The following is a 17,219-nucleotide window of genomic DNA, read 5'->3' as shown; positions in this document are numbered from 1 at the left end:
CAACAAAGGGGCAGAAAGAGGAAGAGTGGAAGAGCAAAAAGGTGAGGGAGAGAGAGAGAAGGCGGCACAAGAAGCGGCAGAAGCGAAAGTAGGAGAGTGAGAGGAGGAAAGTGATGGACGTGTTTTTTTTTAAAGCAGAAGACGGCATACGAGATAGCGTAGCGTCTCGTGGGCTCGGGGATGTGTATAAGAGACGGGGGCCGGTCCAGGAGGTGCGTCGACAGCGTGCTCATACCGCCACGGTAGGCCGGTCGGGGCGCGCTGTCATCGAAGGAAAGGCACGCCTGACCTGCGCAGATGCAGGTTTGCCTGTCCTTACGGCGACAGCTCCGCGATGCCCCCGCAGGTCAGAGCGGCCCGACCGCCAGCACCCGCAGCGCGACCTCCCCGGCCGCGTCCGACGCGGGCAGGTCGACCAGGGCGTCGATCCGCCAGTCGTGGTCGCCGGCCGGGTCGTCCAGGAGCTGCCGGACGAACCACAGGTCCCCGCGCGCGCCGGCCTCGCCGTGGCCGTCGGGCCGCTGGTCGACCTGGAACAGCGCCGGTCCGCGGGCGGCAGGCCCGGTGAGGATCTCGTCGTGGTCGTCGTAGAACGGGTCGAGCGCCTCGGACCACCGGTCGGCCGTCCACGGGGCGTCGTCGGTGTCCAGGTCGCCGAGCGCGGCCAGCGCCGGGTACGCCTCCCGGGCGGCGAGGTCGACCCGGCGGAACATCGCCCCGCGGACCAGTGCCCGGAACACCCGCTCGTTGGTGGTGACCGGCGGCGGTGCGTCGTCCTCGGGGCGCGACTCGGTGACGGTGGCGTCGTCCAGGTCCTCGGGGTGGGCGAGCCGCTCCCACTCGTCGAGCAGGCTGGAGTCGGTGCGCCGCACCAGGTCACCGAGCCACTCGATGATCTCGTGCAGCTCCTCGGTCCGGGCGTCGTCCGGCACCGTCTGCCGCAGCGCGCGGAACGCGTCGGCGAGGTACCGCAGCAGCACGCCCTCGGTCCGGTCCAGCTGGTACAGGGAGACGTACTCCGCGAAGGTCGCGGCGCGCTCGTGCATCTCCCGGACGACGGACTTCGGGGAGAGCTCGTGGTCGGCCACCCACGGGTTCGTCTGCTTGTAGATGCGGAACGACGCGTCCAGCAGCTCGGCGAGGGGTTTCGGGTACGCCACGTCCTCGAGCAGCGCCATCCGCTCCTCGTACTCGATGCCGTCCGCCTTCATGGCGGCGACCGCCTCACCGCGGGCCTTGTTCTCCTGCGCGGCGAGCACCTGGCGCGGGTCGTCCAGGGTCGCCTCGATGACGGACACGACGTCGTGCGCGTAGGCGGGGTCCTCGATGTCCAGCAGGTCGAGCGCGGCGTACGCGAACGGGGACAGCGCCTGGTTCAGCGCGAACGTCGGCGGGACGTCGACGGTGAGGCGGACGGTCCGCCGCAGGCGCTCCGGCCCGGGCCCGGGCTCGACGACGCCGGCCGCGCGCAGGGACCGGTAGATCGCGATCGCCTGCCGGACCAGCCGGCCCTTGCTCGACTCCGGCTCGTGGTTGTCGAGCAGCAGGTGCCTCATGGTCTCGACGGGGTCGCTGTGCTGACGATCGCGAGCCAGGACGTTGAGCACCATCGCGTGCGACACCGAGAACGACGACGTCAGCGGCTCGGGGTCGGCGTCCCGCAGGCGCTCGAACGTCTTGTCCGTCCAGTTCACCATCCCGGGCGGGGCCTGCTTGCGGACGATCTTCTTGAGCTTCTTGGGGTCGTCACCGGCCTTGGCCAGGGCCTTGCGGTTCTCGATGACGTGCTCCGGCGCGAGCACCAGGACCTCGCCGGTGGTGTCGTACCCCGCGCGCCCGGCGCGCCCGGCGATCTGGTGGAACTCGCGCGCCGACAGGTGCCGCATGCGGGTGCCGTCGTACTTCACGAGCGACGTGAGCAGCACGGTGCGGATCGGCACGTTGATGCCGACGCCGAGGGTGTCGGTGCCGCACACGACGCGCAGCAGGCCCTTCTGGGTCAGCCGCTCGACCACCCGGCGGTACTTCGGCAGCATCCCGGCGTGGTGCACCCCGACGCCGTGCCGCAGCAGCCGCGACAGCGTCTTCCCGAAGCCCGGGCCGAACCGGAAGTCCCCGAGCTCGTCGGCGATGCGGTCCCGCTGCTCGCGCGAGGCCAGCGTCATCGACAGCAGGGACTGCGCCCGCTCGACGGCCTCCTTCTGCGTGAAGTGCACGACGTAGACGGGGGAGCGGCCGGTCTGCACCAGCATCTCCAGCAGCTCGTGCAGCGGCTCGACCTCGTAGGTGAACGACAGCGGCACCGGCCGCTCCGCACCCGCCACCACCGCCACGGGCACGTCGGTGCGGCGCTCGATGTCCTCGGCGAAGAACGACACGTCCCCGAGCGTCGCGGACATGAGGAGGAACTGGGACCGGGGGAGCTCCAGCAGCGGCACCTGCCAGGCCCAGCCGCGCTGCGGGTCGGAGTAGAAGTGGAACTCGTCCATGACGACCTGGCCGATGTCCGCCCGCGGGCCCTGGCGGAGCGCGACGTTGGCGAGGATCTCCGCGGTGCAGCAGATGATCGGCGCCCCGGGGTTCACGGCCGAGTCGCCGGTCATCATGCCGACGTTCGCGGAGCCGAACGCCTCCACCAGCGCGAAGAACTTCTCGCTCACCAGGGCCTTGAGCGGCGCGGTGTAGTAGGTGCGGCGGCCCTGCGCGAGGGCCACGAAGTGCGCGGCCGTCGCCACGAGGGACTTCCCGGAGCCGGTGGGCGTCGACAGGATGACGTGCGACCCGGTGACCAGCTCCAGCAGCGCCTCGTCCTGGTGCGGGTAGAGCGTCAGCCCCTGGTCGGCGGCCCACCCGGTGAAGGCGGCGTAGAGGGCGTCGGCGTCGTGCGGGTCCGCCGGGACCCGATCGGCGAGGGTCCTGCGGGCGGGGGTGGGCACCGCCCGATCCTCCCATGTCCCGGCCCGCCCTAGAGTTGGCGACCGTGAGCGCAGCCGACACCCCCACCCCGCCCGCCGTCGAGATGTGGACCGACGGCGCCTGCAAGGGCAACCCGGGTCCCGGCGGCTGGGGCGCGCTGCTGCGGTCGAACGGCCACGAGCGCGAGCTGTTCGGCGGCGAGAAGCTCACCACGAACAACCGCATGGAGCTGACGGCGGTCATCGAGGGGCTCAAGGCCCTCAACCAGTCGTGCCGGGTGGACCTGCACGTCGACTCCCAGTACGTGATGCAGGGCGTCACGAGGTGGATCGCCGGGTGGAAGCGCAACGGCTGGCGCACCGCCGACAAGAAGCCGGTGAAGAACCAGGAGCTGTGGCAGGCGCTCGACGCGCAGGTCGCCCGGCACGCGATCTCGTGGCACTGGGTGAAGGGGCACGCGGGGGACCCGGGCAACGAGCGCGCGGACCAGCTCGCCAACAAGGGCGTCGACGAGGTCCGCGGCGGCTGAGTGGTGCCGCGTCGCCTTCCGTAGGTGGTCCAGACCAGTTACAGTCGGGGCGTGCCCAATGCCGGGCACGACAGCCCCACCCCGGAGGTCGCCCCCATGGAACGGTCCGTCGTCGTCGCCATCGCCGAGGGTCTGCACGCCAGGCCCGCCGCCCTGTTCGTCGCGGAGGCAGGCAAGCAGCCGGTGCCCGTCACGGTCCGCAAGGGCGACGCCGCCCCGGTCCAGGCCGCCAGCATCCTCGGCATCATGACGCTCGGTGCGGCCGCGGGGGAGACCGTGGTGCTCGCGACCGAGGCCGACGGCCCCGAGGCCGAGGCCAGCCTGGACGCCCTCGAGGCGTTCCTGCAGCAGACCGAGATCGCCTGACCGGCGCCCCGCGCCCGCACGACGAGGCCCCGCGCACCGAGGTGGTGCGCGGGGCCTCGTCGTCCGTGCCGGCGGGCGGCTACAGCCCCAGGTCCGCCAGCACCGGGAGCGCGTCGCGCACGGCCGCGCGGCCGGCCTCCGCGGTCCGCGCACCGACGGCCAGCGCGGCGACGCGGCGGCAGTCCTCCAGCGTGACCTCCGCCAGCACCGCCGCGACGTCGGCGAGCGCGCGCGGCGTCATCGACAGCGACGTCACGCCCAGCCCGACCAGCACCGGCGCGAGGACCGGGTCGGCCGCGGCCTCGCCGCAGACGCCCACGGGCCGGCCGGTGTCGGTGCCGCCGCGGCAGGTCGCCGCGACCAGCGCCAGCACCGCGGGCTGCCACGGGGTCGACAGGGGCGCCAGGTCGGCGAGCTCCCGGTCGGCCGCCATGGCGTACTGGGTGAGGTCGTTGGTGCCGAGGCTCGCGAACCGCGCGTGCTCCAGCACCGCCGCGGCGCACAGGGCCGCCGCGGGGACCTCGACCATGACGCCCGCCTGGCGCAGCCCGTGCGCCTCGCACTGCTGCACGAACGCCTCGGCCTCGTCGGGCGTGGCGACCATCGGGGCCATCACCCAGACCTCGGCGTGCTCGGCGCCCGCCGCCCGGGCGATCGCCTCCAGCTGCCGGTCCAGCACCTCGGGGTGCTTGACCGCCGTGCGCAGCCCGCGCACCCCGAGCGCCGGGTTCGGCTCGCCCTCGGCGGTGACGAAGGGCAGGGGCTTGTCGGCGCCCGCGTCGAGCGTCCGGACGACGACCTTCTTGCCGCCGAACGCCGCGAGCACGGTGCGGTAGGCCCGGACCTGCTCCTCCACCGACGGCTCCTCGGTGCGCCCGAGGAAGCAGAACTCGGTGCGGAACAGGCCCACGCCCTCGGCGCCGGCGTCGGCCGCGGCCTGCGCGCCCGACGGGTCGGCCACGTTGGCGAGCAGCTGCACGTGGTGGCCGTCGGCGGTGGCCCCGACGCCCGTGAAGGCGCGGTCCCGGCGGCTGCGGGCGCGGTCGGCGGCGGCGAGGTCCTCGGCCGTCGGCTCCCGCAGCAGCACACCGGCCGAGCCGTCGACGACGACCGTCTCCCCGTCGACCAGGTCGGCCGCGTCGGGCGCCGCCACGACCGCGGGGATGCCGAGCGACCGGGCGAGGATCGCGGTGTGGGACGTCGGCCCGCCGCCCACGGTGACGATCGCGACGACCCTGCTGGGGTCGAGCGTCGCGGTGTCGGCCGGCGCCAGGTCCCGGGCGACCAGCACGAAGGGGTGCCCCGGGTCCGGGACGCCGGGCGGGCGGACGCCGGTCAGCCGGGCGACCACCCGGTCGCGGATGTCCGCGACGTCGCGGGTGCGCTCGGCCATGTACCCGCCGAGCGCCGCGAGCTGGTCGATCACCACCGCGGCGGCCTCCCAGACGGCACGCTCCGGCGTGCGGCCCTCGGAGCGGACCCGCCGGCCGGCGTCCGCGGCGAGCGCGGGGTCGGCGGCCATCGCGGCGGCCACGGTCAGCACCTCGGCGGCGGTCCCGGAGGCCGTCGCCGCCGCGGCGGTCAGGTCGGCCTGCACGCCGGCGGTGGCGGCCTCGATCGCCGCGACGGCGTCCTCGGGGTCGGCGCCGGCGGGCAGGGAGGCGGCGGGGGGCTCGGCGACGGGCGCCGGCATGGTGAGGACCATGCCGGCGCCCGTCCCGGGGCTGACCCCGACGCCGCGCAGTGCGAGCGTCACACCCGGCCTCCATCGGCGCTGCCGGCGCTGCCGGCGCTGCCCGCGCCGTCGGCACGGCTCGCGCCGTCGGCACGGCGGACCGGGTCGTCGGCCCGGGTCTCGGCGCGACCGGCCGGGACCGTCGCCGGCTCCGTGCGCTCGGTCCGCTCGGCGACCTCGTCGCCCGCGCCCTCGGCGACGGGGTCGTCCTCGCGGCCGGGGGTCTTGAAGTTGAACTTCAGGATCATGAACCGGAACAGGAAGTAGTAGATGACCGCGTAGACCAGCCCGATCACGATGAGCAGCAGCGGCTGCTCGGCGATCCGGAAGTTCAGCAGGTAGTCGATCGCGCCCGCGGAGAACCCGAACCCGCTGCGGATGTCGAGCGCGTTGACCAGGGCCAGCGAGGTGCCGGTCAGCACGGCGTGGATCGCGTACAGCGGGTAGGCCACGTACACGAACGCGAACTCGAGCGGCTCGGTGACACCGGTGACGAACGCGACCAGGGCGGCCGAGCCCATGATGCCGGCGATGACCTTGCGGTTCTTCGGCTTCGCGGTGTGCACGATGGCCAGGGCGGCGGCCGGCAGGGCGAACATCATGATCGGGAAGAACCCGGTCATGAACGTGCCCGCGGTCGGGTCGCCGTGCAGGAAGCGGGCGATGTCGCCGTTCCAGGTCTGGCCGTCGGCCTCGTAGGAGCCGAACTGGAACCACGGCAGCGAGTTGAGCAGGTGGTGCAGGCCGAACGGCAGCAGCAGGCGGTTCAGCGTGCCGAACACGAACCCGCCGATGATCGTCGAGCCGGTGACCCACTCGCCGACCGAGGTGAAGGCCGTGTCGAACGCCGGGTAGATCAGCGAGGCGAGCACGCCGATGAGCACGGCAGCGCCGGCGGTGACGATCGGCACGAACCGGCGGCCACCGAAGAACGCCAGGTACGGCGGGAGCTTGATCCGGTAGAACTTCTGGTAGAGCAGCGCCGCGGTCAGGCCGATCACGATGCCGCCGAGGACGCCGTAGTTGATCAGCTCCTGCGTCTCGCCCTCGCCGGCCCGGTCGAGGATGTACGGCGACAGGGCGTCCGTGACGCCCGTGAACACCAGGTACCCGATGAGCGCCGCGAGGCCGGTGGAGCCGTCGGCCTTGCGGGCGTAGCCGACGGCGACGCCGAGCGCGAACAGCAGGGGCAGGTTGCCGAGCAGGGCGTTGCCGGCGCCGGCCAGGACGTCGGCGACCGGCAGCAGCCAGTCGGCGTTCCGGCCCAGGCCCTCGGCGCCGAGCATGTCGGCCTGGCCCAGGCGCAGCAGCAGCGCGGCGGCGGGCAGGGAGGCGATCGGCAGCATCAGGGAGCGGCCTACGCGCTGCAGCTGCGCGAGACCGGGGATGCCCCGCTTGGGGGCATCGACCGTGGTGGCGGTCATGGTGTCTCCTCGTCGGAAGATCGGCTCCGGGGCGTCCCGCAGGGCGGCCCGGGGCGGAGGGGAGGACCCGTCGGCGACGGGTGTCTTCAGGTGTGCGGAGTGCGTGCGAGCGGTGTGCGTCCGGGGGAGGAGGCACGGAACTTGCGTGTTCGCCGTCGAGTCCGGCAAGTTGTCTGGACCAGTTGCGGTCAGAGTGGTCTAGACCGGAAGATGTGTCAAGGACCACAGCCTGACCGCACGTCGATCCGCGACGCGCCGGTGGTGTCCGGACGACGTCGACCGAGGTGGGAGGGTGAGGCCGTGCACGCGCAGCAGACCCCGCCCGCCCACAAGTACCAGGCGGTCCGCTCCTTCCTCACCGGCCTCGTCGAGGCCGAGCTGCACGTGGGCGACGCCATCCCGTCCGAGCGGACGCTGTGCGAGCGGTTCGGCGTCTCCCGCATGACGGTCCGGCAGGCGGTCGACGCGCTCGTCTCCGAGGGCGTCCTGGTGCGCGAGCAGGGCCGCGGCACGTTCGTCGCCCCGCAGCCCATGGACTTCGAGATGCGGCTGACGACCTTCGGCGAGGAGATGCGCCGCCGCGGGATGCGCCCCGAGACCCGGGTGCTCGGCACCCGCACGGTCACGGCGACCCCCGACGCCGCCGACGCCCTCGGCACGGACGTCGGCGCCCCGCTGCACCACCTGTCGCGCGTCCGGTACGCCGACGGCAGCCCCATGAGCATCGAGCAGCACTGGCTGCCGGTCGCGCTGCTGCCCGACCTGTTCGCCGACGGCGCGCCGCCGAGCCTGCACGACGCGCTGCGGGCCGCCGGGCTCGACCCGTCGTGGGGCGAGGAGACGCTCACCGCCTCGGAGGCGAGCGACGACGAGGCCGCGTTGCTCGACCTGCGCGCCAGCCGGGCGGTCCTGCGGGCCACCCGCCGCACCTTCAGCAGCGACACCCCCTGCATGTACTCGCGGGCCTGCTACCGCGGCGACCGGTACAGCGTGTGGGTGCCGCTCAGCGCCCCCGGCCCCGCCCTCGTCCCGCGGGTCCGTTCCGCGCAGCCCGAGGCCGTGGGGGCCCAGCCATGACCAGCGGGAGGAACCGGATGACGCGCGCAGGCACCGACCAGGCGGCGGCGATCCTCGCCGGCCTCGGCGGCGTGGGCAACATCGACGAGATCGAGCCGTGCACGACCCGGCTGCGCTCGCTGGTCAAGGAGCCGTCCCGCGTCGACACCGCCGCCCTGCGTGCCGCCGGCGCGTTCGGCGTGATGGTGTCCGGCCGCGTGGTCCAGGTCGTCATCGGGCCGAGCGTCGACACCCTCGCGTCCGACCTCGAGGACCTCATGTGACCGGCCCCCGCACCGGGGCCACCCCCGACCCCACCGACTGAGCCACCCGAAGGAGAACACCATGAGCAAGGCAGAGCAGATCCTCGCCGGACTGGGCGGGGACGCCAACATCGTCGACCTGGAGCCGTGCATCACGCGGCTGCGCGTCGAGGTCGAGGACCCGTCGAAGGTCACCGAGTCCGTCCTGAAGGCGGCGGGCGCGATCGCCGTCATGCAGTCCGGCACCGTCGTGCAGGTCATCGTCGGGCCCGAGGCCGACACCCTCGCCTCCGACATCGAGGACCTGCGCTGATGGCCGCTCTGACGGTCCTCGCCCCGGTCGCCGGGGTCGTGCACGCCCTCGCGGACGTGGACGACCCGGTGTTCTCCGGCGAGATCGTCGGGCCCGGCCTGGCGGTGCAGCCCGACCCCGACGCGGGCCGCGCGGTCGTCGCCCCCGTGGCGGGCACCGTCGCGAAGCTGCACCCGCACGCGTTCGTGCTGCTCGCCGAGGGCGGGCGCGGGGTGCTGGTGCACCTCGGCATCAACACCGTGCAGCTCGGCGGCGAGGGGTTCACCCTGCACGTCGCCGAGGGGGACGCGGTCGAGCAGGGCCAGCTCCTCGTCGAGTGGGACCCCGCGGTGGTCGAGGGCGGCGGCCGGTCGGCCATCTGCCCGGTTATCGGCCTCGAGGCGCAGCCCGACTCGCTCACCCGGCTCGCGGAGCCGGGCACCCGGGTCGCCGCGGGCGACCCGCTGCTCGCGCTGGACTGACGCGCCGGCGCCGGCGCGTCCACCGGCACGCCGGCCGGGGCCACGAGGTCCCGGCCGGTGTCCCGGCCACGGCCGTCGCGCCCGGTCGATACTGGGTCGATGATGCCCCGACCGACGATCCGGGACCGGATCCGGGCCCTGCCCGCCCTGACCGGTGACCTGCCCGAGGTCGACCCCTACGCCCTGCCCGGCGACCCGGAGCAGGCGTTCGGCGAGTGGTTCGCCGCCGCGGTCGCCGCCGGGGTCCCCGAGCCGCACGCCATGACCGTCGCGACCGTCGGCGCCGACGGGGCGCCCACCTCCCGCGTCGTGCTGCTCGCGGACGTCGTGGACGGCGCCTGGGTGTTCGCGACCGACGCCCGCACGACCAAGGCCCGGGACCTCGCCGAGAACCCGCGGGCGGCCCTCACGTTCTACTGGCAGCCGCTGGGCCGGCAGGTCCGGCTGGCCGGCCCCGCGCACCCGCTCGACGACGGCACGTCCGCCGCGGACTTCCTCGGGCGCTCGCCGAGCTCCCGCGCCGCGGCCCTCGCGTCCCGTCCGGGGCAGGTGCTGCACTCGGTCGGGGAGATGACCACGGCGATCGCCGAGGCGCGCGCCCGGGTCGACCGCGAGCCGCGCCTGGTGGTGCCGACCTGGCAGCTGTGGGCGGTCGTGCCGGACCACGTCGAGCTCTGGCAGGGCGACTCGGACCGCGCGCACCTGCGCGTGCTGTACACGCGCACCGACGACCGCTGGGACCGGCACCTCGGCTGGCCCTGACCGCCGCTGAGCCCTCGGGTCGACGACTCCGACGGTCAGGGGCGCGGGGCGGGGTCGGGGAGGACGTCCGGGGACACGTCGGACGCGCGCGCCGCCAGGGTGTGCAGCAGCCGCTCCAGGGGACCCTGGCCGAACGCGACCCGCCAGAGCCAGCACGCCGCGAGCGTGACCGCGAGGAACGTCAGCCACACCGAGGTGTCGGGCTCCCACACCACCCGCTCCCCGAGCGCGGCGATCGCGAACAGCTGCGCCGTGTAGGCCGTGAGGGCGAGCGCGCCGGTGGCGGCGACCGGGGCGACGAGGCGCGGTGCCGCGTCCCCCACGACGAGGCACAGCGCCAGGACGGCGAGGCCGACGCCGGTGTTCGCCACGACCTCCAGCGGTGAGCTCGAGTGCGGCTCGGTGGTCACCAGCGCGGCGAGGGCCCCGCCCGGCTCGACGGCCCGGCTCAGCAGCGCCGACGCCCCGTGGCCGGCGACGGCGAGCACGACGCCGGCGCCCAGCAGCCGGCGGCGCACGGTCGCGTCGCGCAGGTCCGACCGCCCGACGGCGAGACCGACCAGCACGTAGGCGAACCACACGACCGCGGGGTAGTAGTCGCCGACCACGACGTCGGTGAACGCGCGCCCGGGCAGCACCGCGAGCACCGGGGCGACCGCGAGGCGCAGCACCGGCCCGAGCGCCGCGACCGCCGCCGCGCCGACCAGCAGCCGGCGCGGGTCCGCACCGAGCAGGGGGACGGCCGCCGCGAACAGCACGGCGTAGGTCGGCAGGATCACCACGACCGGCGTGCCGAGCAGGAGCACCGCGACCCCGATGCCGAGCACGGCGAAGGCGCGCACGAGGATCCTGGTCCGGGCCTGCACCCGCCGGACGCCGACGACGGGGGAGGACCCGCCGGAGATCAGCGCCACCGACACCCCGGACAGCAGCACGAACAGCGCCGCGGACCGCCCGTCGACCACCTGGGCGAGCGACCACGGCCACGAGTCGTCCGGTCCGCCCGGCCCGACGTGCGCCGTGATCATCCCGAGCACGGCGAGGCCGCGGGCGACGTCGACCCCCGTGATCCGCTGCATGCCGACACGGTAGCGGCGTCCCGGGCGCCGGGCGCCGCGCAGGTCGTCCCGCCATCCGGGACGGCACGTACCGCCTACTGGAACGCACCCCGGCGACCCGCCTAGAGTCGACGGGTGACCGACACGCACCCGGCCGAGGTCTACACCCACGGCCACCACGACAGCGTGCTGCGCTCCCACCGGTGGCGCACCGCGGAGAACTCGGCGGCCTACCTGCTGCCCGCCCTGCAGCCCGGCCAGCGGCTGCTCGACGTGGGCTGCGGCCCGGGCAACCTCACCGTCGACCTCGCGGCCCGCGTCGCGCCCGGGGACGTCGTCGGGCTGGACCGGTCCGAGCGGGTGCTCGACATCGCCCGCGAGGAGGCCGCCCAGGCCGGGGTCGCCAACGTGACCTTCACGCCCGGCGACGCGTACGCGCTGCCCTTCGAGGACGACAGCTTCGACGTCGTGCACGCGCACCAGCTGCTCCAGCACCTGGCCGACCCGGTCGCCGCCCTGCGCGAGCTCCGCCGGGTCACGCGGCCCGGCGGCGTGGTGGCCGTCCGCGACGCCGACTACTCGGGGATGACCTGGTACCCGCCGTCGCCCGTGCTGGACGAGTGGTCCGCGCTCTACCACGAGGTCACGCAGGCCAACGGGGCGGAGGCGGACGCCGGCCGGCGGCTGCACTCCTGGGTCCTCGCCGCGGGGTTCGACCCCGACTCGCTCGTCGTCACCGCCGGCGTCTGGTGCTACGCCTCCGCGGAGGACCGCGAGTGGTGGGCCGGCCTGTGGGCGGAGCGGTGCGTGGCCTCCGACTTCGCGCAGCAGGCCGTCGGGCACGGGCTCGCCGACGAGGTGGCGCTCGAGCAGCTCGCGACCGGCTGGCGCGAGTGGGGCGAGGCTCCCGACGGGTGGTTCGCCGTGCTGCACGGCGAGGTGCTGGCCCGGGTCTGACCGTTAGGGTGAGGCCCGTGCGTATCGCGAGGTTCACCACGGGGGACGACCCCCGCTACGCCCTGGTCGAGGGCGAGCCGGGTCAGGAGCAGCTCGTCGTCATCACCGGCGACCCGATCTACACGCCGGTGCAGCCCACCGGCGAGCGGATCCCGCTCGGCGACGGGGTCCGCCTGCTCGCACCGGTCATCCCGCGGTCGAAGATCATCGGCGTCGGCCGCAACTACGTGGACCACGCCGCCGAGATGGGCAACGAGGTCCCGGCGTCGCCGCTGCTGTTCCTCAAGCCCAACACCTCGGTGGTCGGCCCGGACGACCCGATCGTGCTGCCCGACTGGACCGAGGAGGTCTCGTACGAGGCCGAGCTCGCCGTCGTGATCGGCAAGGTCACCAAGGACGTCCCGCCGGAGCGCGCCCTCGCGCAGGTGTTCGGCTTCACCGTGGCGAACGACGTGACCGCCCGCGACGTGCAGCGCGCCGACTCGCAGTGGGCCCGCGCCAAGGGCTTCGACTCGTCCTGCCCGCTCGGGCCGTGGATCGTGCCGGGGCTCGACGTCGACGACCTGGCGGTGCGCTCGCGGGTCAACGGCGAGGCGAAGCAGGACGGCCGGACGTCCCAGATGGTCTTCGACGTCGCGTACCTCATCTCGTACATCTCCGAGGCGTTCACGCTGCTCCCCGGCGACGTGATCCTCACCGGCACCCCCGCCGGCGTCGGCCTGCTCGCCGAGAGGGACGTCGTCGAGGTCGAGGTCGAGGAGATCGGCACCCTGCGCAACCCGGTGCTGCGCCGCGGCTGACCGCCTGCCCGCACGTCGGGCCGGGCCGGCGCGGCTCGATAGGGTGGACGGCGTGACCTCCGCTGCTCCTGCCTCCCCGGTTCGCGTCCGCTTCTGCCCCTCGCCCACGGGCACCCCGCACGTCGGGCTGATCCGCACGGCGCTGTTCAACTGGGCGTACGCCCGGCACGTCGGCGGCACCTTCGTGTTCCGCATCGAGGACACCGACGCGGCCCGCGACTCCGAGGAGTCCTACCAGCAGCTGCTCGACGCGCTGCGCTGGCTCGGGCTCGACTGGGACGAGGGCGTCGAGGTCGGCGGCCCGCACGCGCCGTACCGGCAGTCGCAGCGGATGGACTTGTACGCCGACGTCGCGCGGCGCCTGCTGGAGGGCGGGTACGCCTACGAGTCGTTCTCCACGCCGGAGGAGGTCGAGGCCCGGCACCGCGCCGCCGGCCGCGACCCGAAGCTCGGCTACGACGGGTACGACCGCGACCTGACCGACGAGCAGAAGGCCGCCTACCGCGCGGAGGGCCGCGAGCCCGTGCTGCGGCTGCGGATGCCCGACGAGGACGTCACGTTCACCGACCTGGTGCGCGGCGACGTCACGTTCAAGGCCGGGTCCGTGCCGGACTACGTGGTTGTCCGCGGCAACGGGCAGCCGCTCTACACGCTGGTCAACCCGATCGACGACGCCCTCATGGGCATCACGCACGTGCTGCGCGGCGAGGACCTGCTGTCGTCGACCCCGCGCCAGGTCGTGCTGTACCGGGCGCTGCTGGAGCTCGGCGTGGCGACCGTCATGCCGCAGTTCGGCCACCTGCCCTACGTCATGGGCGAGGGCAACAAGAAGCTCTCGAAGCGGGACCCCGAGTCGAACCTGTTCCTGCACCGGGAGCGCGGCTTCACGCCCGAGGGCCTGCTGAACTACCTGTCGCTGCTCGGCTGGTCGATCGGCCCGGACCGCGACATCTTCTCGGTCGCCGAGCTGGTCGAGGCGTTCGACGTCGCGGACGTGAACCCCAACCCCGCGCGGTTCGACCTGAAGAAGGCCGAGGCGATCAATGCCGAGCACGTCCGGCTGCTCGCGCCCGAGGACTTCCGCGACCGCCTGGTGCCGTACCTGCACGCCGCGGGCCTGGTGCCGGCCGACTCGTACGCCGACCTGTCGCCGGAGCACCGCGCCCTGCTCGACGCCGGCGCGCCGCTGATCCAGACCCGCGTCACGCTGCTCGGCGAGGCCGTGGGGATGCTCGGGTTCCTGTTCACCTCCGACGACGCGCTGGTCGTCGAGGAGGACGCCCGGGGCGCGCTGAAGGACAGCGCCGCCGACGTGCTCGACGCCGCGACCGCCGCGCTGTCGGAGCTGCCGGCGGACGGGTTCACCACCCAGGCCACGCAGGACGCCCTGCAGGCCGCGCTGGTCGACGGGCTCGGCATCAAGCCGCGGTTCGCGTTCACGCCGCTGCGCGTGGCCGTGTCGGGCCGTCGCGTGTCGCCGCCGCTGTTCGAGTCCCTGGAGATCCTCGGCAAGGACTCCACCCTGGCGCGGCTCGCGACGCTGCGCGCCTCGCTGTGACGGCCGCCGCTGTGCCCCCCGCCGTGCCCGGGCTGGCGGTCGACGGCGTCCTGTTCGACGTCGACGACACGCTGGTCGACACGCACGGGGCCTTCGCCGCGGCGCTCGCCGCCGTGAGCCGGCGCTGGCTCCCCGAGCTCGACCCGGCGCGGGACGCCGAGGTGCTGGACCAATGGCGCGCCGACTCCGGCGGCCGGTACCGCCGGTACACGCGCGGCGAGGTGTCGTACCGCGAGCAGCGGATGGCCCGCGCCAACGACCTGCACGCGACGTTCGGCGGGCCGGCGCTCGACGACGCCGCCTACGACGAGTGGAACGCGCTGTTCGAGGAGCGGTTCCGCGCCGCCTGGGCCGCGCACGCCGACGCCGCGGCGGTCGTCCGGCGCCTGCTGGACGCGGGCGTGAAGGTCGGCGCCCTCACCAACGCCGCGACCGAGTACCAGATCGCGAAGCTGACCCGGGCGGGGCTGGCGGCCGACGTGCCGCTCCTGGTCGGCGTCGACACCCTCGGGTTCGGCAAGCCGGACCCGCGCGTGTTCGCGGAGGCCTGCCGCCGGCTGGGCACCGATCCGGGCCGGACCGCGTACGTGGGCGACGAGCTGGACGTCGACGCCCGCGCCGCCGTGGCTGCCGGTCTGCGCGGGGTGTGGTTGGCCCGGCCGGGGCTGGGCGCGAAGGACGCGAACGGCACCGCCGCGCTGCCGACCGACGTGGTGATCGCGTCGCTGGACGAGCTGCCGGCGGTGCTCGGGCTCTGACGGCGGGCCGGCCCTGGTCGGCGCGGGTGAGCCCAGGTCAGCCCAGGTCAGCCCAGGTGAGCCCAGGTCAGCGCGAGGCGGTGCGGACCGCGCGGAAGCAGTCCGTCCGGTAGGGCATCGCGACGACGTCGCGCCCGCGGAGCTCCGGGTGCGTCGCCGCGAGCTCGTCGATCTCCGCCAGCAGCGCCTCCCGCGCGTCCTCCGGGAGGGTCAGCACGTGCGAGCGGCTCGCGGCGAGCGCCCGCAGCGACGACGGCGCCACGGGGTCGGTCCACCGCACCTGCCGGTGCTCGACGGGGCCGAACACGGACCCGAGGGCCGGGGGCCCGCTGATGGTCCGCAGCGGGTCGTCGCGGTGCAGGATCTCCTCCACGTCGGCGACCCACCCGGCGCCGGCCTCGGTGTCCCGGACGTTCCACAGCAGCGCCAGCGTGCCGCCCGGCCGCAGCACCCGGGCGAGCTCGGCCGCCGCGCGCGGCGGGTCGAACCAGTGCCACGCCTGCCCGACCGCCACCGCGTCGGCGCTCGCCGCCGGCAGCCCGGTGCCCTCGGCGGTGCCCGGCAGGACGGTCACCCCGGGGAGCGCGGCGTGCAGGGCGTCGCGCATGCCCGGGGACGGCTCCACGGCTGTGACCCGGCGGCCGGGGACGTCCTGCGCGAGGATCCGCTCGGTCAGCTTGCCCGTCCCGGCGGCGAGGTCCACGACGTCGAGGGCGCTGCGCGGCACGCACCACGCGACGGCCTCGTCCGGGTAGGACGGGCGGGCCGTCTGGTACAGCGCGGCGGCGGCGCCGAACGAGGCCGCGCGGCGGGCGTGCCGGTCGTCGTGGGTGGCGTGGTGGGCGGCGTCGCGGGTGGGGGAGGCGGGCTGGTCGGTCACGCCTCCGAGACTGCCACCGGGTGCCCGGACAGGCCTCGCGAGCGGCCGGTTTGGAGCCCGCCCGACTGTCCGGTAATGTTCTCGGCCGGTGAGACGTCCGGTTGACGTCGGCCCCCCAACCGCTCGGACGGCGCCCTGTGCGCCGGTCGGTGCTGGTCGCGGGACCGGGATCAGCGGGGGTTTTGTCCCATTGGGGTATGGTGTAATTGGCAGCACGAGTGATTCTGGTTCACTTAGTCTAGGTTCGAGTCCTGGTACCCCAGCAAGGCCCGGTGACATTGCCCGCGAGGGCGGATTTCACCGAGTCGAGCAGGATGCTGTACAGTAGTTCCCGGTCGATCCCCGGTAGGGGAGAGATCGTCCAGGCCCCCATCGTCTAGAGGCCTAGGACGCCGCCCTCTCACGGCGGTAACAGGGGTTCGAATCCCCTTGGGGGTACATCGAGAGGCCGGTCACCATCAGGTGACCGGCCTTTCTGCTCCCCAGAACGCATTTCCGCCGCCTCGACCGCCATTCCGAGGTCGGCCCCAGGGTGTGAGGTCGTCATATCGGCACGAGGTCGTCAGGTGGACCTGACGACCTCGTGCACGACTGACGACCTCGCCGCGCGAACGCTCGACCTCGCGGCGCGCTACTCCGCGGTGCGGCGCAGGACCTCCGTCAGGCGGTTCGCCGCCGAGACGACGGCCGCGGCGTGCAGGCGGCCGGGCTGGCGGCTGAGGCGCTCGACCGGGCCCGAGATCGAGACCGCCGCGACGACCCGCCCGGACTGGCCCCGGACCGGGGCGGAGACCGACGCGACGCCGACCTCGCGCTCGGACACCGACTGGGCCCAGCCGCGGCGGCGGACGCCGGACAGGATCGTGGCGGTGAACTTCGCGCCCTGGAGCCCGCGGTGCAGCCGGTCGGGCTCCTCCCAGGCGAGCAGGATCTGCGCGGCGGACCCGGCGGCCATCGTGAGCGTCGCCCCGACGGGGATCGAGTCGCGCAGGCCGATGGGCCGCTCGGCGGCCGCGACGCAGATGCGCTGGTCGCCCTGCCGCCGGTAGAGCTGGGCGCTCTCGCCCGTGTGGTCCCGCAGCGCCGCGAGCACAGGGCCCGCCGCTGCCAGCAGCCGGTCCTCGCCGGCCGCGCTCGCCAGCTCCGTCAGTCGCGGCCCCAGGACGAACCGACCCTGCATGTCGCGCCCCACCAGGCGGTGGTGCTCGAGCGCGACCGCCAGACGGTGAGCCGTCGGACGGGCAAGATGGGTGGCGTTGACCAGCTGCGCGAGGGTCGCGGGGCCGGCCTCCAGGGCGTTGAGGACAGAGGCGGCCTTGTCGAGTACGCCGACTCCGCTAGAGTTGTCCATAGGTCGATATTGGCGTCTCGAAGGCTGAGACG

At 74.3% G+C, this 17,219-nt stretch carries 17 protein-coding genes and 2 tRNA genes; 13 read left to right on the top strand and 6 right to left on the bottom strand.

All coding sequences use genetic code 11. The features are described from left to right. Positions 1-347: 347 nt before the first annotated feature. Positions 348-2,936, bottom strand: coding sequence for a DEAD/DEAH box helicase (locus tag KJP73_RS06505; protein ID WP_213281971.1), 2,589 nt, complete (start codon positions 2,934-2,936; stop codon positions 348-350). 83 nt (positions 2,937-3,019) lie between these two features. On the opposite strand from KJP73_RS06505, the gene rnhA reads away from it, so the two are divergent. Together rnhA and KJP73_RS06495 are read left to right on the top strand one after the other, a co-directional pair. Continuing rightward, a complete protein-coding gene (gene rnhA, locus KJP73_RS06500) occupies positions 3,020-3,445 on the top strand; it encodes a ribonuclease HI (RefSeq protein ID WP_213281985.1) in 426 nt (141 codons plus the stop codon). A gap of 51 nt (positions 3,446-3,496) precedes the next feature. After that, on the top strand, positions 3,497-3,811 hold the full coding sequence (locus KJP73_RS06495) for an HPr family phosphocarrier protein (protein ID WP_349628291.1): 315 nt from the start codon (positions 3,497-3,499) through the stop codon (positions 3,809-3,811). Positions 3,812-3,890: 79 nt separating this feature from the next. Here KJP73_RS06495 and ptsP read toward each other — a convergent pair whose 3' ends face one another. Together ptsP and KJP73_RS06485 are read right to left on the bottom strand one after the other, a co-directional pair. Continuing rightward, on the bottom strand, positions 3,891-5,567 hold the full coding sequence (gene ptsP, locus KJP73_RS06490; RefSeq protein ID WP_433995152.1) for a phosphoenolpyruvate--protein phosphotransferase: 1,677 nt from the start codon (positions 5,565-5,567) through the stop codon (positions 3,891-3,893). After that, entirely contained in the window at positions 5,564-6,970 is a 1,407-nt protein-coding gene (locus KJP73_RS06485; RefSeq protein WP_213281970.1) for a PTS transporter subunit EIIC, read from the bottom strand. Before KJP73_RS06485 ends, ptsP begins: the two co-directional genes overlap by 4 nt. A 300-nt stretch (positions 6,971-7,270) precedes the next feature. Between KJP73_RS06485 and KJP73_RS06480 the strand changes: the two genes are divergently transcribed. From KJP73_RS06480 to KJP73_RS06460, 5 genes are all read left to right on the top strand, one after another. Further along, the gene (locus KJP73_RS06480) at positions 7,271-8,047 is read left to right on the top strand and encodes a GntR family transcriptional regulator (protein ID WP_249669157.1); all 777 of its coding nucleotides are present in this window, start codon (positions 7,271-7,273) and stop codon (positions 8,045-8,047) included. 17 nt (positions 8,048-8,064) lie between these two features. Then, positions 8,065-8,310 (top strand): glucose PTS transporter subunit EIIB, encoded by a 246-nt coding sequence (locus tag KJP73_RS06475; RefSeq protein ID WP_213281968.1) that lies wholly within the window; start codon positions 8,065-8,067, stop codon positions 8,308-8,310. A 61-nt stretch (positions 8,311-8,371) separates the two neighbouring features. Continuing rightward, positions 8,372-8,602, top strand: coding sequence for a PTS transporter subunit EIIB (locus tag KJP73_RS06470; protein ID WP_147796028.1), 231 nt, complete (start codon positions 8,372-8,374; stop codon positions 8,600-8,602). Beyond that, positions 8,602-9,063: a PTS sugar transporter subunit IIA gene (locus tag KJP73_RS06465; RefSeq protein ID WP_213281967.1), complete on the top strand. Its 462-nt coding sequence runs from the start codon at positions 8,602-8,604 to the stop codon at positions 9,061-9,063. The genes KJP73_RS06470 and KJP73_RS06465 overlap by 1 nt, the downstream gene beginning before the upstream one ends. 99 nt (positions 9,064-9,162) lie before the next feature. After that, positions 9,163-9,825, top strand: a complete 663-nt coding sequence (locus KJP73_RS06460; protein WP_249669156.1) for a pyridoxine/pyridoxamine 5'-phosphate oxidase — start codon at positions 9,163-9,165, stop codon at positions 9,823-9,825. A 35-nt stretch (positions 9,826-9,860) separates the two neighbouring features. Here KJP73_RS06460 and KJP73_RS06455 read toward each other — a convergent pair whose 3' ends face one another. Then, positions 9,861-10,904, bottom strand: a complete 1,044-nt coding sequence (locus KJP73_RS06455; protein ID WP_213281966.1) for a heparan-alpha-glucosaminide N-acetyltransferase domain-containing protein — start codon at positions 10,902-10,904, stop codon at positions 9,861-9,863. A 114-nt stretch (positions 10,905-11,018) separates the two neighbouring features. Here KJP73_RS06455 and KJP73_RS06450 point away from each other — a divergent pair, with 114 nt between their 5' ends. From KJP73_RS06450 to KJP73_RS06435, 4 genes are read left to right on the top strand one after another with little or no spacing between them, the layout of a single operon-like run. Next, the gene (locus KJP73_RS06450; protein ID WP_213281965.1) at positions 11,019-11,840 is read left to right on the top strand and encodes a methyltransferase domain-containing protein; all 822 of its coding nucleotides are present in this window, start codon (positions 11,019-11,021) and stop codon (positions 11,838-11,840) included. Between the two features lie 17 nt (positions 11,841-11,857). After that, complete coding sequence (locus KJP73_RS06445; RefSeq protein ID WP_213281964.1) at positions 11,858-12,640, top strand: fumarylacetoacetate hydrolase family protein; 783 nt, start codon at positions 11,858-11,860, stop codon at positions 12,638-12,640. A gap of 52 nt (positions 12,641-12,692) precedes the next feature. Next, positions 12,693-14,198, top strand: a complete 1,506-nt coding sequence (gltX, locus tag KJP73_RS06440; RefSeq protein ID WP_213281963.1) for a glutamate--tRNA ligase — start codon at positions 12,693-12,695, stop codon at positions 14,196-14,198. Further along, the gene (locus tag KJP73_RS06435; RefSeq protein WP_249669155.1) at positions 14,195-14,956 is read left to right on the top strand and encodes an HAD family hydrolase; all 762 of its coding nucleotides are present in this window, start codon (positions 14,195-14,197) and stop codon (positions 14,954-14,956) included. Before gltX ends, KJP73_RS06435 begins: the two co-directional genes overlap by 4 nt. A 67-nt stretch (positions 14,957-15,023) precedes the next feature. Here the strand turns inward: KJP73_RS06435 and KJP73_RS06430 are convergent, their stop codons facing one another. Continuing rightward, positions 15,024-15,836: a class I SAM-dependent methyltransferase gene (locus tag KJP73_RS06430; protein WP_213281962.1), complete on the bottom strand. Its 813-nt coding sequence runs from the start codon at positions 15,834-15,836 to the stop codon at positions 15,024-15,026. Between the two features lie 191 nt (positions 15,837-16,027). On the opposite strand from KJP73_RS06430, the gene KJP73_RS06425 reads away from it, so the two are divergent. Continuing rightward, positions 16,028-16,099, top strand: a tRNA-Gln gene (locus KJP73_RS06425). A gap of 102 nt (positions 16,100-16,201) precedes the next feature. Continuing rightward, a tRNA-Glu gene (locus KJP73_RS06420) sits at positions 16,202-16,274 on the top strand. A 193-nt stretch (positions 16,275-16,467) separates the two neighbouring features. Here KJP73_RS06420 and KJP73_RS06415 read toward each other — a convergent pair. Continuing rightward, positions 16,468-17,187 (bottom strand): IclR family transcriptional regulator, encoded by a 720-nt coding sequence (locus KJP73_RS06415; protein ID WP_154728344.1) that lies wholly within the window; start codon positions 17,185-17,187, stop codon positions 16,468-16,470. Positions 17,188-17,219: the final 32 nt, after the last annotated feature.

It is taken from the genome of Cellulomonas hominis, from assembly GCF_901521055.1.
Lineage (GTDB): Bacteria > Actinomycetota > Actinomycetes > Actinomycetales > Cellulomonadaceae > Cellulomonas > Cellulomonas endometrii.
The sequence above is the reverse complement of the archived record's forward strand: the minus strand, read 5'-3'. Positions and strand labels throughout refer to the sequence as shown.